General features: G+C 66.1%; 13 protein-coding genes. 8 read left to right on the top strand and 5 right to left on the bottom strand.

What is annotated here, in order from left to right:
* Positions 1 to 90 precede the first annotated feature (90 nt).
* On the bottom strand, positions 91 to 294 hold the full coding sequence (locus ON44_RS11010) for a hypothetical protein (RefSeq protein WP_040688714.1): 204 nt from the start codon (positions 292 to 294) through the stop codon (positions 91 to 93).
* Between the two features lie 85 nt (positions 295 to 379).
* Between ON44_RS11010 and ON44_RS11005 the strand changes: the two genes are divergently transcribed.
* The gene (locus tag ON44_RS11005; protein WP_040688713.1) at positions 380 to 814 is read left to right on the top strand and encodes a nitroreductase family deazaflavin-dependent oxidoreductase; all 435 of its coding nucleotides are present in this window, start codon (positions 380 to 382) and stop codon (positions 812 to 814) included.
* Between the two features lie 85 nt (positions 815 to 899).
* The gene (gene ilvA / locus ON44_RS11000) at positions 900 to 2,258 is read left to right on the top strand and encodes a threonine ammonia-lyase IlvA (protein WP_040688711.1); all 1,359 of its coding nucleotides are present in this window, start codon (positions 900 to 902) and stop codon (positions 2,256 to 2,258) included.
* Positions 2,259 to 2,317: 59 nt separating this feature from the next.
* On the opposite strand, the gene ON44_RS10995 is transcribed toward ilvA, so the two are convergent.
* Entirely contained in the window at positions 2,318 to 3,568 is a 1,251-nt protein-coding gene (locus ON44_RS10995; RefSeq protein WP_040688709.1) for a serine hydrolase domain-containing protein, read from the bottom strand.
* Between the two features lie 99 nt (positions 3,569 to 3,667).
* Positions 3,668 to 5,392, bottom strand: a complete 1,725-nt coding sequence (treZ, locus tag ON44_RS10990; protein ID WP_040688707.1) for a malto-oligosyltrehalose trehalohydrolase — start codon at positions 5,390 to 5,392, stop codon at positions 3,668 to 3,670.
* Positions 5,393 to 5,499: 107 nt separating this feature from the next.
* Between treZ and ON44_RS10985 the strand changes: the two genes are divergently transcribed.
* The 3 genes from ON44_RS10985 to ON44_RS10975 all read left to right on the top strand — a co-directional run bounded on the left by ON44_RS10985 (position 5,500) and on the right by ON44_RS10975 (position 8,073).
* Complete coding sequence (locus ON44_RS10985) at positions 5,500 to 6,114, top strand: class I SAM-dependent methyltransferase (RefSeq protein WP_040688705.1); 615 nt, start codon at positions 5,500 to 5,502, stop codon at positions 6,112 to 6,114.
* A 48-nt stretch (positions 6,115 to 6,162) separates the two neighbouring features.
* Positions 6,163 to 6,735: a TetR/AcrR family transcriptional regulator gene (locus tag ON44_RS10980; RefSeq protein ID WP_040688704.1), complete on the top strand. Its 573-nt coding sequence runs from the start codon at positions 6,163 to 6,165 to the stop codon at positions 6,733 to 6,735.
* A 138-nt stretch (positions 6,736 to 6,873) separates the two neighbouring features.
* The gene (locus tag ON44_RS10975) at positions 6,874 to 8,073 is read left to right on the top strand and encodes a Cmx/CmrA family chloramphenicol efflux MFS transporter (RefSeq protein ID WP_051181875.1); all 1,200 of its coding nucleotides are present in this window, start codon (positions 6,874 to 6,876) and stop codon (positions 8,071 to 8,073) included.
* Between the two features lie 144 nt (positions 8,074 to 8,217).
* On the opposite strand, the gene dnaE is transcribed toward ON44_RS10975, so the two are convergent.
* Both dnaE and ON44_RS10965 read right to left on the bottom strand, forming a co-directional pair.
* Positions 8,218 to 11,769 carry a DNA polymerase III subunit alpha gene (gene dnaE / locus ON44_RS10970; protein ID WP_040688703.1) on the bottom strand — a complete coding sequence of 1,184 codons (3,552 nt, stop codon included), beginning with the start codon at positions 11,767 to 11,769 and terminating at the stop codon, positions 8,218 to 8,220.
* A 214-nt stretch (positions 11,770 to 11,983) separates the two neighbouring features.
* Positions 11,984 to 12,382: a DUF3052 family protein gene (locus ON44_RS10965; RefSeq protein ID WP_040688702.1), complete on the bottom strand. Its 399-nt coding sequence runs from the start codon at positions 12,380 to 12,382 to the stop codon at positions 11,984 to 11,986.
* 253 nt (positions 12,383 to 12,635) lie between these two features.
* Here ON44_RS10965 and ON44_RS10960 point away from each other — a divergent pair, with 253 nt between their 5' ends.
* From ON44_RS10960 to ON44_RS10950, 3 genes are all read left to right on the top strand, one after another.
* Complete coding sequence (locus tag ON44_RS10960) at positions 12,636 to 13,835, top strand: sensor histidine kinase (protein WP_040688826.1); 1,200 nt, start codon at positions 12,636 to 12,638, stop codon at positions 13,833 to 13,835.
* Between the two features lie 129 nt (positions 13,836 to 13,964).
* The gene (locus ON44_RS10955) at positions 13,965 to 14,762 is read left to right on the top strand and encodes a LytR/AlgR family response regulator transcription factor (RefSeq protein WP_040688701.1); all 798 of its coding nucleotides are present in this window, start codon (positions 13,965 to 13,967) and stop codon (positions 14,760 to 14,762) included.
* A complete protein-coding gene (locus ON44_RS10950) occupies positions 14,759 to 15,124 on the top strand; it encodes a hypothetical protein (RefSeq protein ID WP_040688823.1) in 366 nt (121 codons plus the stop codon). Before ON44_RS10955 ends, ON44_RS10950 begins: the two co-directional genes overlap by 4 nt.
* Positions 15,125 to 15,148 lie beyond the last annotated feature (24 nt).

Below are 15,148 nucleotides of genomic sequence, written 5' to 3'. Positions count from 1 at the left end.
ATGATCAAGATCAGGTGGCACTGGTGGATGGGGCTTCTCGACCGATGCCGCCATAGATTCCACCTGATCTTGAAATGGGGCCAGGGGTGCCTACGGTCGGCGGTGGCCGATGACCCAGCGGGCGGTTCCGGCGGCGGCGGCGACCAGTACCGCGACCTGCAGCGACCCGGTGATCAGCGCGAGGGTAAGGCAGATGAGTAGGCCGAGGGCGATCGCCTCTAGTTTGTACATCGGCCACGCGCTGCCGGCGATATCCACCGCCGTGGGGCGAGTCTGAAGGGGGACCACTGCCATGCCGTCAGGCTACACGGATAGGGAAGTTCGGGCTACCTAACATTAAGGCGGGAACAGAGGCGGCCGCCGCGTTGTTGCGGGTGTCATGCCATTGACAGGTGAGTACGCACCGAGCACATCCGATTGGGCCCGTGAGCAGGCCGAGCTGATCGAGAAATCCGGCGGCACCGAGGGCCTGACCCTGCAGGGCAAGCCCGTCATCGTCCTGACCACCAAGGGCGCGAAGACCGGGCTGCTGCGCAAGACCGCGCTGATGCGGGTCGAGCACGACGGCGAGTACGCGGTCGTCGCCTCGCTGGGCGGCGCGCCGAAGCATCCCGTCTGGTACTGGAATATCAAAGCCGAGCCGCATGTCGAGCTGCGTGACGGCGCCGTGAACAAGGACTACACCGCGCGCGAGGTCTTCGGCGAGGAGAAGGCGCTGTGGTGGGAGCGGGCGGTCGAGGTCTGGCCCGATTACGCGAACTACCAGACCAAGACGACCCGCGAGATTCCGGTTTTCGTCCTGACTCCGCAGTAGCTTCGGCTGGGAAACCGGGCGTTAACCCTCCTCCGATACCCACCCGACGCGTCCGCCCGGCGCGGCGGGTGGCACCATATTTCGAGTGTCCAATCCGCTTGAACTTCTCGACGACCAGTCCATATCTCAACCCGCGCTGACCGCGGACGAGATCGACGCCGCCGCCAAGCGAATTGCCGACATTATCGAGCCCACCCCGCTGCAGCACAGCCCCCGGCTATCCGCGCTGACCGGGGCGCAGGTCTACCTCAAGCGCGAAGACCTCACCGCCGTACGTTCCTACAAGCTGCGCGGCGCCTACAACCTGATCGTGCAGCTCACCGACTCCGAGCGAGCCGCGGGCGTGGTCGCGGCCAGCGCCGGTAATCACGCCCAGGGCGTGGCCTTCGCCTGCAATGCGATGGGCATCAAGGGCCGCATCTACGTGCCGACCACCACACCGAAGCAGAAGCGTGACCGCATCCGGGTGCACGGCGGCGAGTTCGTCGAGCTGATCGCGGTCGGGGAAACCTACGACGCCGCCGCGGCGGCCGCCGCCGAGGATGTCGAGCGCACCGGCGCGACCATGGTGCCGCCGTTCGACGATCCGCGCACCGCGGCGGGACAGGGCACCATCGCCCCCGAATTCCTGGAACAGCTCGGCGGCCGGACCCCCGATCTGGTGGTGATCCCGGTCGGCGGCGGCGGTTGCCTGGCGGGCATCGGCACCTACCTGCGGGAGCGCTCGCCGAGCACCGGCATCCTCGGTGTGGAGCCGGCGGGCGCGGCCTCGATGACCGCGGCGCTGGTCGCGGGCGGCCCGGTGACGCTGCCGGGGATCGATCCGTTCGTCGACGGCGCCGCGGTGCGCCGGATCGGCCGGCTGCCCTATGCGGCGATCGCCGCATTCGGCGGCCGGGTGGTATCGCACGGCTCGCTGCCACTGCTGACCGCGACCGAATCACCAAGGGGCGCGGGCGCTTTCCGCATGATGCAGGTCGACGAGGGCGCGATCTGCACCACCATGCTCGACCTGTACCAGAACGAGGGCATCATCGCCGAGCCCGCGGGCGCGCTGTCTGCGACGGCGCTGTCCGAGATCACGATAGAACCCGGTTCGACGGTGGTGTGCCTGGTCTCCGGCGGCAATAACGATGTGTCCCGCTACGGCGAGATCATCGAGCGCTCGCTGGTGCACCGCGGCCTGAAGCACTACTTCCTGGTGAACTTCCCGCAGGAGCCCGGCGCGCTGCGGCGCTTCCTCAACGAAGTGCTCGGTCCCGACGACGACATCACGCTGTTCGAGTACGTCAAGCGCAACAACCGGGAAACCGGTGCCGCGCTGGTCGGTATCGAGCTCGGTGCGCCGGAGGGGCTCGGCCCACTGCTGGAGCGAATGGAAGACTCGCCGATCCAGTGCGAACGATTGGATCCGGGTTCGCCGGCCTACCGCTACCTCACCTAGAGAACGCGCTCGACCCGAACCGGCCGCGCGGACATCGTCCGCGCGGCCGGTTCTAGCGTTTATGCAGCCTCGGGCGTCGCCACCACGGTTACGGACCGGCGGGTCGTGCGCACACCCGTCATGACCATCGGCAACAGCCAACCGGCAGCGGCCTGGTCAAAGCTCAGCTGCGCGGCCGAGAGGCGATTGTGGACGAATCCGACGGACAGGCCGAGGCGAGGTTCGGCCCAGCCGAAGGAGCCACCGAGGCCGATATGACCGAAGCCACCGTGTGCACCTGGCATCGGCAGTGAGTGATAGCCGAGGCGCCAGAGCATCGGGGCGTAGAACAGGGCACGATCGAGACGGAAGGTCCGAATTCGACTGAGCGCCTTGATGGTTTGCGGTGTCAGGTACGGTATGCCGCCCGCCATACCGCCATTGGCCAGCGCGCCGTACATGGTGGCCAGCGCGGGGGCGGTGCAGACGCCGTTGCCCGCACCGAGTTCGGTATCGAGGATCGGCGGGATTTCACCCTCGAGGATGGTCTCCAGTCCGGGCAGGAACAGGCACCGTGCGGCCGCGCCGAGCGCACCGGGCAGACCATAGCTGCGACCCAAAACCCTTGTGCTGACCGGCTTTCCGATCAGACTGAGCTGGGAGCCCGCCAACGGCGCGTAGACGGTCGACGATTGCGCGGACGGCTTGCCCAGGTGCAGACCATCGATGCCGAGCGGTTCGGCGACCTCGGTGCGGAACAGCTCCGCCATCCCCTGGCCGGTAATGGCGCGCGCCAATCCGGCGAGCAGCCAACCGAAGGTGAGCGCGTGATAGGCCGGAGTGCCGAGCAGACGATCCGGTTTCGCTGCGGCCAGACGCTGCTCCATCAGCTGGTGGTCGAGCACATCCTCGAGCCCGGCCGCGATCGGGTTGAGGCCACCGAGTCCCGCGCTGTGCGTCATCACCTGACGAATGGTGATATCGCCCTTGCCGTTCTGGCCGAACTCCGGCCAGTACTCGGCCATCGGCGCTTCGTAGTCGAGCAGACCCCGATCGGCCAGCCGGTGGATGACCGTCGCGGTGATGCCCTTGGTGGCGGAGAAAATGATCGCGCCGGTGTTTTGGCTCCAGGGTTTGTCACCCGCGCTCCCGGTCCAGATATCGACCAGCGGCTCACCGTGCAGATGGACGGCCAACGCGCCGCCCGCCCCCCGACGGTGCCCGAAGACCTTCGCGAATGCGCGTACCAATGGTGCGAATTCGGCGGCGGCGCTGCCACCCACCCCATCGGGGAGATTCGCTAGGTCCCCGGGTGAAGCCACGTTGCTCATATTCCAAAGGTAATGGCGCTGGTCACACTCGGCAATATTGTGTCTCGGACAGTTATGTTCAGGAGGTTTTCGGTAACCGCGATCCGACCTGGGGTTCCGCTATACGCCCGCGAGTATCACGAAGGAGTGGCCCGGTATCTCCGTCGCGGAGACGCCTTCGGTCGGAGGTTCCCACGACAGCAGCGAAAGACCGGCGATAGGCACGGTGACCTGCTCTTCCGAGAGATTGCACACCAGTGTCAGCGGGCCCCGGCGCACCGCGATCCAGCGGGCATTCTCGTCATAGTCGACAGATACATGCGTGAGCCACGGGTCCGTTACTTCGGCTCGCTCACGTCGCAAACCGATCAGCTTTCTGTAACAGGACAGTAGCCGTATGTGGCGATCATGTTCGAGTTCGGACCAATCCAGCTTCGACCGCAGGAAGGTTTCGGGGTCCTGCGGGTCCGGAACCGCACTGCTGTCCCAGCCGTGTTCGGCGAATTCGTTCTTGCGGCCGGTGGCGGTGGCGGCCGCGATCACCGGATCGGTGTGCGAGGTGAAGAACTGGAACGGGGTGCGCGCGCCCCACTCCTCCCCCATGAACAGCATGGGCGTATACGCCGAGAACAGCACCAGCGCGGCCTTGATCGCCAGCTGTCCGTCGGTCAGGTAGGCGCTGGGCCGGTCCCCGATCGCCCGATTGCCGATCTGATCATGGGTGCAGGTATAGGCGAGCAATGCGCTCGCCGGGATGAGTCGGGTGTCGATCGGACGGCCGTGGATGCGACCGCGGAAGCTGGAATACGTTCCGGCGTGGAAGAATCCGCGCGTCAGTGTCTGGGCAAGACAGCGCAACGAACCGAAATCGGCATAGTAGCCCTGACGTTCACCGGATACCGCGGTGTGCACCGCATGGTGCAGGTCGTCGTTCCATTGACCGGTCAGGCCATAGCCGCCTGCCGCGCGCGCGGTGATCAGCCGTGGATCGTTGAGGTCGCTCTCCGCGATCAATGTCAATGGCCTACGCACATGTGCGGCAAGGGATTCGGTGTCAGTGGCCAGTTCAGCGAGCAGGTGGGTGGCGGTGCGGTCGACGAGTGCGTGCACAGCATCGAGTCGCAGTGCGTCGATATGGAAATCCCGCAGCCAACGCAGGGCGTTCTCGATTATGAAGCGGCGCACCGGATCCGAGTCCGGACCGTCGAGATTGAGGCTCTGCCCCCAGGTATTGCGCCCCTCGGTCAGATAGGGCGCGAAGCGGGGCAGATAGTTGCCGGAGGGGCCGAGATGGTTGTGTACGACATCGAGGGCGACCGCCAAACCCTTTGCGTGGCAGGCATTCACGAAGCGCTGCAAACCATCGGGTCCGCCGTAGGGCTCGTGAACCGCGTACCAGAGCACACCGTCGTAGCCCCAGTTGTGGCTGCCGTCGAAGGCATTGACCGGCATCAACTCGACCATGGTGACGCCGAGTTCGACGAGGTGGTCGAGGCGCTCGACGGCGGCGTCGAAGGTGCCCTCGAAGGTGAAGGTGCCCAGATGCAGTTCGTAGATGATCGCGCCCGCCAATGGGCGGCCGGTCCAGTTCGCATCGGTCCACCCGGCTGGATCGAGGGCGTGCAGCGCCGAGCGGCCGTGCACGCCGTCGGGCTGGCGTGCCGAGCGTGGGTCGGGCAGGACGGTCGGGTCGTCGTCGAGCAGGTAGCCGTAGCGCGTGCCCGGTACCGCGTGCACATCTGCCCGCCACCAACCGTCAGGCGACCTTGTCATCGGATGTACGGCGCCATCGACCTCGATGCGCACCCGTTCCGGTCGCGGGGCCCATACCTCGAACAAGGTCACCGAGCCAGCATCGCATGTCGGCGATCGTGCGGCTCGCCGACACCGGACGCGCCCTTTCGACCGGCTGACCATTGCCTGCGGCGCGCAGACCCTGACAGAGTGGGTACGTGGGCATCTACAACGATCAGGTCGTACCGCGGCTGGTGAATCTGGTCTGCGGGGCCAAGATGAACAATCCGCAGCGCGAGCGCGCCTGCGCCGGACTGCACGGTCGGGTAATGGAAATCGGCTTCGGATCGGGACTGAACATCCCGTTCTATCCGGCTACCGTCGAGTCGATCAGCGCCGTGGAACCCGCCGATCTCGGCTGGCGCCTGGCGGACAAGCGGCTGGCCAAGGCCACCGTGCCGATCGAGCGCGCCGGGCTCGACGGCCAGTCGCTGCCCTTCGCCGATAACAGCTTCGACTCCGCACTCTCGACCTGGACGATGTGCACCATTCCGGATATCGCGGCCGCGCTTGCCGAGGTGCGCAGAGTGCTCGTTCCCGGCGGAACCCTGCATTTCGTCGAACACGGGCTCGCGCCGGATCCGGGCGTCCAGGCGTGGCAGCACCGGTTGAATCCGATCGAGCAGGCGATTGCGGGCGGCTGCAATCTCGATCGCGATATTCGTGGCACCGTCGAGAGCGCCGGATTCGAGATCCGCGAGCTCGACCAGTTCTATGCGGACGGACCCAAGTTCCTCGCCGCGCTGTCGCTCGGAGTCGCGGTCTCGCCGTAGCCCGGTCCTTATTGGACTGATTAGTTCAAAATATGCTAGCTTGAACCCATGGCACGACCGAAGGCATTCGACGAGGACCGGGCGGTGGACGCGGCCATGCGGGCGTTCTGGTCCGCGGGCTACGAGGGCACCTCGACCCAAGACCTCTGCGATGCAACAGGTCTGGGCCGCAGCAGCATCTACAACACCTTCACCAGTAAGCACGAACTGTTCGACCGGGCACTGCGGCGGTATATGAGCAGCAAGAACGCCTCGATCTTCGAAGTGCTCGACGGCAACCTGCCCGCGCGAGCAAAGATCAGGACGCTACTGCGCCAGACCATCGACGCACCGGTCGACGACCCCATCGGCTGCCTCGTGGTCAACTCGACGGTCGAGTTGGCGCCGCGCGATCCGGGGGTGGCGGCGACATTGCGCGCCGACCTGGAGCGGAGGCTCGACGCACTGACGGCCGTTATCCGCGCGGGCCAGCGGTCCGGCGAGATCGATGCGGGCAAAGATGCCCGCACGCTGGCCCATTTCGTGATCACCACGATCAGCGGTATGCGCGTCGCGGCACGCGGCGGAGCCGATAAGGACACCCTGGAGGCGATCGCCACCACAGCATTGAGCGTGCTCTAACCCCTACCGACGTCGAATCAGCGGCGCAAGACCATCGGCGCGACTCACCCAGCACAGCACACGACACATGCAGCACAGCGCCGCATTCTTTTTGCCTCAATTTTGAACCGGTCAATCCAAAATCAGGGAGGTCTCCCGATGCCATTCGCCGTCTACATACTGGGGCTATCCATATTCGCCCAGGGCACCTCGGAGCTGATGCTCTCCGGCCTGCTCACCCACATGGCCGCCGACCTGGGCGTCTCCATACCCCAAGCGGGCCTGCTGATTTCGGCATTCGCACTGGGCATGCTGGTGGGCGCACCCGCGCTGGCCGTGATCACCCTGCGCTGGCCGCGCCGCACCGCACTGCTCGCCTTCCTCGGAGTGTTCATCGCCGCCCATGTGGTGGCCGCGCTGACCCCGGGCTACTGGGTGCTCTTCGGAACACGGGTGGTCGGCGCATTCGTCTACGCCGGATTCTGGGCGGTCGCCGCGACCACGGCGCTGAGTCTGGTGCCGGAGAACGCGCGTGGTCGGGCAATGAGCATTGTCGCGGGCGGGCTCACGGTGGCCAATATCGTCGGGCTCCCGGCGGGTACGGTGATCGGCCAGCATCTTGGCTGGCGAGCCGCGTTCTGGACGGTCGCCATTCTGTCCGCGCTGGCCATGGCGGGGGTGGCGGCCAAGATTCCGGGCGGACGCCCCGCCGAGGTGCCGGACCTGCGCCGCGAACTGCGCACCATGATCAATCCGCGCCTCTGGCTGTCCTACAGCACGACCGCGCTCTCGACCGGCGCGCAACTGGTCATCTTCGCCTACCTCGGCGCACTCCTGGCCCGCACCACCGGAATCGCGGAGACCTGGATTCCCTTGGTGCTCACCCTGTACGGCATCGGTGCGCTGATCGGTATCACTGTCGGCGGTCGAGCCGCCGATGCCCATCCCTTCCGAGTACTGACCGTCGGCATGATCGGGTTGATCATTATCTCGGCAGTACTGGCGCTGACCGCGACCGTGCCCGCACCGGTCGTAATCCTCGTATTCCTATTGGGCGCCTTCGGATTCGCCACGAATCCAGCCCTGAACACCCGCGTATTCGCACTCGCCGGTGCCGCACCCACCCTCGCGACCGCAGTCAACTTCTCCGCATTCAATGTCGGCATCACCGTCGGCCCGTGGCTCGGCGGCCTGGCCATCGGCGGCGGCCTCGGCTACCCGTCGGTCGCCTGGATCGGCGTTGCGCTCGGCTTCGCGGCACTTGCCACCGTCGCATGGGCAGCCGCGCTACACCGTCGAGCCCGGCAAGTCGAGACGGTCGGCACGGCGGATCGGGCCATGGTCGAACTCACGGTCTGAATACGCACCACCGCAATACTTCTCGATCGGCCCCTCGTCGAGGCGATTACCGCGCGGGCCGCCCGATCTTCGCCGTCGCCACAACTGCCCGAACCCGCACAAGGGGTTCGGGCAGTTGCGCGTTTCGCCCTGTCCTACCGATCCCTAACCCGCGAGGCAACCCGGACCGAGCAGGGCCTTCAGGTCGCCCATCAGGGCCGAGGACGGTGAAACCCGCAGGCTGTCATCCAATTTCCACAGTGACGTATTGTCGCGTGCGCCCACATGGCGGACGTGGACGTCCGCGGTGCCCGGATGCCTGGACAGGATGCGCTTGAGTTCGCCGATCTTGTCGGGTGTGCACAGGCGCGTCGGCATGACGACCGCCAGCGGCTTGGCCACACCGATCGAGGAGAGGTCCGGAACGGCGAGATCGTTGGCGATCAAGGAGATCCGGTCATCGCGCACCGACACCCTGGCCTTCACCAGCACGACCGCGTCCTCCACCACATCAGCGCCGTACACCGAATAGGCCTGCGGGAAGAACAGGACCTCGATGCCACCGGTCAGATCCTCGATCTGCGCCGAGGCCCAGGCCAGGCCGTTCTTATTGATGCGGCGATTGACCGAGGCGAGGATGCCGCCGATGGTCACCTGGGCGCCGTCCTTGATATCGCCCTGGAGAATGGCGGGAATAGCCGTATCCGCCTGTGCCGCAAGCACATGTTCGACGCCGTTGAGTGGATGTCCGGACACGTACAGGCCGAGCATTTCCCGCTCGAGCGCCAGCTTGTGCTTGGTCTCCCACTCGTCATCGGGCACCTTCACATTGAAGACCGAGGCCACCGATTCGTCGCCGTCATCGAGCCCGCCGAACAGGTCGAACTGGCCGATCGCCTCGGCCTTCTTGGTGGACATCACCGCATCGATGGCATCGGAGTGCACCAGCAGCAGACCCTTGCGCGGATGCCCGAGCGAATCGAATCCACCTGCCTTGATGAGGGATTCGGTGACCTTCTTGGTGCAGGCGATGGCGTCGATCTTGTTCAGATAGTCCGAGAAATCGGTGAACTTCGACTTCTCCTTGCGCGCTTGGATGATCGAGCTGACAACATTGGCACCGACATTGCGCACCGCGCCGAGGCCGAAGCGGATGTCCTTACCCACCGAGGCGAAGTTCATCTCGGATTCGTTGACATCCGGCGGCAGCACGGTGATCGCGAGGCGGCGGCAATCGGACAGGTAGACCGCCGCCTTGTCCTTATCGTCGCCGACGGAGGTGAGCAGCGCCGCCATATATTCGGCGGGATAGTTCGCCTTGAGATATGCGGTCCAGTAGGAGATCAGGCCGTAGGCGGCGGCGTGCGATTTGTTGAACGCGTAACCGGCGAACGGAAGGATGGTGTCCCACAGCGCCTTGATGGCCGCCTTGGAATATCCGTTGGCCTGCATGCCCTCCTCGAAGCCCTCGAACTCCGCGGCCAGCACCTCGGCCTTCTTCTTACCCATCGCGCGGCGCAGAATATCTGCTCGACCGAGGGAGTAGCCGGCCACTTTCTGCGCGACGTGCATGATCTGCTCTTGGTAGACGATCAGGCCGTACGTTTCGCCGAGGATTTCCTTGAGCGGCTCCTCCAGCTCCGGATGGATCGGCTTGACTTCCTGGCGGTCGTTTTTGCGGTCGGCGTAATCGTTGTGCGCGTTCATGCCCATCGGGCCGGGGCGATACAGCGCGCCGACGGCCACGATGTCCTCGAACGCGGTCGGCTGCATGCGGCGCAGCAGATCACGCATGGGCCCACCATCGAGCTGGAATACGCCGAGCGTGTCACCGCGCGAAAGCAATTCGTAGGTGCGCGAATCGTCGAGCGGCAGCCGGTCCATATCCAGGTCGATGCCGCGGTTGGCCTGGATGTTCTCCAGCGCGTCGCCGATCACGGTCAGGTTGCGCAGGCCAAGGAAGTCCATCTTCAGCAGGCCGATGGCCTCACACGACGGATAGTCCCAGCCGGTGATGAGCGCACCGTCCTGGGGCCGCTTCCAGACCGGGATCGCATCGGTGAGCGGATCACAGGACATGATGACCGCGCAGGCGTGGACACCCGCATTGCGGATCAGGCCCTCGAGGCCGCGCGCGGTTTCGTAGATCTTCGCGACATCCGGATTGCTCGCGATGAGTTCGCGAACCTCGGCGGCCTCTTTGTACCGCTCGTGCTCCGGGTCCGTGATACCGGATACCGAGATGTCCTTGGCCATGATCGGCGGCGGCAGCGCCTTGGTGATCTGGTCGGCGATGGCGAATCCGGGCTGGCCGAACAGCACTCGCGCCGAGTCCTTGATGGCGGCCTTGGTCTTGATGGTGCCGAAGGTGATGACCTGGGCGACCCGGTCGCCGCCCCACTTCTCACTCGCGTAGCGGACCATCTCACCGCGGCGGCGATCGTCGAAGTCGATATCGATATCGGGCATCGAGACGCGCTCGGGATTCAGGAAGCGCTCGAAGAGCAGACCATGCGGAATCGGGTCGATATTGGTGATACCGAGTGCGTAGGCGACCAGCGAACCGGCCGCCGAACCACGGCCGGGACCGACGCGGATGCCGACCTCGCGGGCGTGGTTGATCAGGTCGCCGACGACGAGGAAGTAGGCCGGGAAGCCCATCTCCAAGATGACGCCGATCTCGTACTGGGCGCGGTCCAGATAATCCTGGGGCGCGCCGTCCGGGAAGCGGCGACGCAGCCCGAGGTCGACCTCGCGGCGCAGCCAGCTGGCCTGGTCGTGGCCATCGGGCACCGGGAAGATCGGCATCCGGTCGCGGTGCTGCCACACCTCGTCGTAGGACTGCACCCGCTCGGCGATCAAAAGGGTGGAATCGCAGGCGCCGGGCACCTCCATATCCCAGATCGCCCGCATCTCCTCCGCGGACTTCAGGTAGTAGCCGTCACCGTCGAACTTGAAACGCGTTGGGTCACTGAGTGTTTTACCGGTCTGGATGCACAGCAGCGCCTCGTGGTTGGTCGAGGCGTCCTTGGTGACGTAGTGGCAGTCGTTGGTGGCCAGCGGCCGGATCCCGAGCTTCTTGCCGATCTCGAGCAGCCCCTCACGGACCCGGCGCTCGATGGACAGGCCGTGGTCCATGATCTCGAGGAAGAAATTGTCCGGTCCGAAGATCTCCTGCCATTTGGCCGCGGCCTCCAGGGCCTCGCGGTCGTGGCCGAGGCGCAGGCGGGTCTGCACCTCACCCGACGGGCAGCCGGTGGTGGCGATGATGCCGGCGGCGTGCTCGGCGATGATCTCCTCGTCCATGCGCGCCCACTTGCCGAGCTGACCTTCCAGCGAGGCGAGCGAGGACAGCTTGAACAGGTTGTGCAGGCCGGTCGCGTTCTCCGCGACCATGGTCATGTGCGTGTAGGCGCCGGAACCGGAGACGTCGTCGCCCTTCTGGCTGGGATCACCCCACTGCACGCGCTTGGTATCGAACCGGGAACCCGGCGCGATGTAGGCCTCGATGCCGATAATCGGCTTGATACCGGCCTTCTTGGCGGAGTTGTAGAACTCCGAAGCCCCGTACATATTGCCGTGGTCAGTCATCCCGACCGCGTTCATTCCCAGCCGGTTCGCCTCGGCGAACAGCGGAGAGATTTTGGCCGCACCATCGAGCATCGAGTACTCGGTGTGGTTGTGCAGGTGAACGAACGATCCGGACGAGGCGGCCAAGACGGTCCTTCCTCCCAAGGTCTCGACGGGGGTTGGTGTAGCGATTCTAGGGGTCCCCACCGACGAGTTCGGCTTCCCGCGCCGGGCTGACGCAGGTGCTCGGCGTGTCGGTGGTGAAGATCACCGGCGCGTCTCGCGACCCAGCATTGCGGCTGTCCGATTTCCGCGACAGTGGGGTGGTTCGCGGATCGCTCGACACTACGCGAGCCCTCGATCAAGCGCGCTTGCGCCAGACGAATTTCAAACCCGACCAATCGTTGTCGAGCGCGGCCACCTTGACATCGACGACGCCGATGGGCAGCAGCAGCTCGCGCAGATCGTGCTCGGCGATATCGCTGACGTGCCCGCCCGCCTTGCGCGGCCAGGCGATCCACAGCATCGCGCCCTGCCTCAGTCCGGCAGCCAGTTCCGGGGCCTCGTCGGCCAGGTCGGCGAGTTCGCGAAAGAAGGCGAGGACGACGTCCGCGGACTCGGGCTCCTCGGCGGCGATCGCGACGTCCGGTGGTAGATCCGGAATCTGCCAGCCTGCGGGCGCATGCCGCAGCACTACACGGTTGCCGGATTTGATTCCGATCTTCTTCGCCAGCGGCGTCCCGGAGTAGCCCGCGGTCATGGACACGACTGTATCCGGTAGGGCCCTGGGCTCCGCATGTCGGCAACCGGCCCCAGCGAGATGCGGATTCTGGTGGTGCCGTCAGTTCGATCGGCGCTGCCTGGCGCGGATTCTGCAGGTGCTGTAGGACCGATCGGCGCTGATTCTGCTGGTGCTGTCGGGCCGATCGGCACTGTTGGGCGCGGATTCGGTGGGACCGCCGCGATAATCAGGCGATGAGGTGGCTGCGGCGGAGACGTTCGGTGAGCGCGCGATGACGACCGCCGTTGTCGCGGCGGTGGCCGGGGCGGTATTGATCGTCGGCGCACTGCTGGTCTGGTCTCGAACCCGACGAGTGGTGACCACTCCGGCAGAGCGAGCGGTGTACAGCGCACTGCATACGGCGTCACTGGCCGCGCGGCCGTTGCGGCAGGGGTTGAACGATCGGTCCGCCCAGGAGGCCGCGCCGCATCTGCGGACACTCACCGGCGCCGACGCGTTGGGCGTCGCCGATCCGGATGGCACGCTGCTGGCTTGGGACGGGCCGCATTCGGATCTGGCCGAGCCGTTCGCCGATGCGGCCAGGCGGGCGGTGGCGACCGAGCGGCCAGTGCTGGTGTCGGGGCCTGGTCGCGGTGAACATGCCGGGCGAACCCTCATCGCGCAGCCGCTGCTCATCGAAAATGGCGGGGTGGCAGGGGCTTTGGGGGTGGTGACCACCGGGAAGCCGGAGCCCGGGCGGCTGGGTGCGGTCGCGGAGGTGGCGCGATACGCCTGCGGACAGCTGGAATTGGCGGAACTGGACGCCTCGCGGGCCCGCCTCGATCGGGCCGAGGTGCGCGCGTTGCGCGCCCAGATCAGCCCGCATTTCATCTATAACGCGCTCAATACCGTCGCGTCCTTTGTACGTACCGATCCGGATCGGGCGCGCGAGCTGATCCTGGAGTTCGCGGACTTCACCCGATATTCCTTCCGTGCCGCGGGCGAATTCACGCTGCTCTCCGACGAACTGCGCAATATCGAGCGGTATCTGGCGCTGGAACGCGCCCGGTTCGGTGATGCCTTGCAGGTGCGGTTGCAGATCGCGCCGGAAGTGCTCGGCGTCGTACTGCCTTTCCTGGCGCTGCAACCGTTGGTGGAGAACGCGGTTCGGCACGGCTTGGCCGGGGCGACGCGCGGCGGCACGGTCACCATCGTCGCGACCGATGCGGGTACCGACTGTGTGATCAGCGTCGAGGACGACGGAATCGGGATGGATCCGGATCTGCTGCGCTCCGGTGCGCTCGATGCCATCGAAACCGGTACCGGCCCAGCGGGTTCCGGCGAATCCGCGCATGTGGGCCTGGCCAATGTCGATGACCGGCTGCGGGCGACCTTCGGCAATGACTACGGCCTGATCGTGGAGACCGCCCCCGGCGCAGGCACCAAGGTGAGCCTGCGCGTCCCGAAGTTCCGCGCCGGCATCCAGGCCTGACCACACACGCCTGCTCCGCACGGCACCCGGCTCCCGCGCGACCGCACGTCTCCACCGACGAACGTGCGCGAAGCCCGGTGTCGACATCCGGGTCGACGGGGAAGAGGCTCCGCTTACGATGGAACGACTGTGACCCGGACCACCGACCAGTCCGCCGCCGCACTGCGTGTGCTCGCCGTGGACGACGAGAAGCCCGCTCTGGACGAGCTGGTGTATTTGCTGCGCGCGCAGCCGGGGGTCGGTGAAATCCACAACGCCAGCGATGCGACCAGTGCATTGCGGCTGATGCGGGCGCATCCGATCGATGCGGTATTCCTCGATATCAATATGCCCGGGCTGGACGGCATGGAATTGGCCGGCATCCTGTCCGAGTTCGCGAACCCGCCCGCAGTGGTGTTCGTGACGGCCCACGATGACCAGGCGATCGCGGCCTTCGATCTGGGTGCGGTGGACTATCTGCTCAAACCGCTGCGAGAGGCGCGATTGGCGGAGGCGGTGCGGCGGATCGTCACGGCACGCGCGACACCGTCCCCGGCCGTCACGGCCCCGCGCACCGACCCCAATGAGGTGATTCCGGTCGAGCTGGGTGGGGTCACCACGCTGGTACACCGGTCGAGTGTCAGCTGGGTGGAGGCGGAGGGCGATTACGCCCGACTGCACACCAGCGGCGGCTCGCATCTGGTGCGGATTCCATTGTCGGCGTTGGAATCTCGGTGGGAGAACGCCGGATTCCTGCGGGTGCACCGGTCTTATCTGGTGGCGCTGCGGTTGGTGACCGGGCTGCGCACGGTCGGCACCGGAACGGTGGTGCGGCTGCGGGCCGACGGCAGTGCCGCGGCGGTGGAGTTGCCGGTCAGCCGTCGGCAAGTGCGGGAGCTGAAGCAACGGCTGGTGCACGGGCCGCGACAGCAGTGGACGAATCCGTGACCACTCCGCAGCGTCCGACCAGACAGCGCGTCGTGCTCGCCGAACGCCGCGGTGCGCGACGCGTGCGGACCCGCACGGAGGTGGTCGAGCAGACCGAGATCGGCGAGGCGCTGATCGGCGGGCTGATTCGCGCGCAGTTGGGGTTGGCGGTGCGGGTCGGGCTGGTCATGGTGCTCGTATTGTGTTCGCTCCCGATGCTTTTCCGGCTCGGGTCGGTGGGATCGTTCGTTCTGCTCGGGGTGCGGCTGCCGTGGCTACTGCTCGGTGTCGCGGTGTACCCGGTGCTGTACGGCGTCGGGCTGCTCTATGTCCGGCTCGCCGAACGCAATGAGCAGGACTTCCTGGAATTGGCCGAGGACTGACCGGATGTTCCGCGCCGCAACACA

Origin of the sequence: Nocardia vinacea NBRC 16497 (assembly GCF_000308835.1) — a bacterium.
GTDB classification, from domain to species: Bacteria; Actinomycetota; Actinomycetes; order Mycobacteriales; family Mycobacteriaceae; genus Nocardia; species Nocardia vinacea.
Note: the sequence above shows the minus strand (reverse complement) of the source record. Positions and strands in the feature narration are given on the sequence as shown.

What these genes read in the sequence shown, in the direction of transcription:
- ON44_RS11010 (WP_040688714.1), bottom strand. Translation starts at nt 294, where the DNA reads ATGGCAGTGGTCCCCCTTCAGACTCGCCCCACGGCGGTGGATATCGCC.
- ON44_RS11005 (WP_040688713.1), top strand. Translation starts at nt 380, where the DNA reads ATGCCATTGACAGGTGAGTACGCACCGAGCACATCCGATTGGGCCCGT.
- ON44_RS10995 (WP_040688709.1), bottom strand. Translation starts at nt 3,568, where the DNA reads ATGAGCAACGTGGCTTCACCCGGGGACCTAGCGAATCTCCCCGATGGG.
- ON44_RS10980 (WP_040688704.1), top strand. Translation starts at nt 6,163, where the DNA reads ATGGCACGACCGAAGGCATTCGACGAGGACCGGGCGGTGGACGCGGCC.
- ON44_RS10975 (WP_051181875.1), top strand. Translation starts at nt 6,874, where the DNA reads ATGCCATTCGCCGTCTACATACTGGGGCTATCCATATTCGCCCAGGGC.
- ON44_RS10965 (WP_040688702.1), bottom strand. Translation starts at nt 12,382, where the DNA reads ATGACCGCGGGCTACTCCGGGACGCCGCTGGCGAAGAAGATCGGAATC.
- ON44_RS10960 (WP_040688826.1), top strand. Translation starts at nt 12,636, where the DNA reads ATGACGACCGCCGTTGTCGCGGCGGTGGCCGGGGCGGTATTGATCGTC.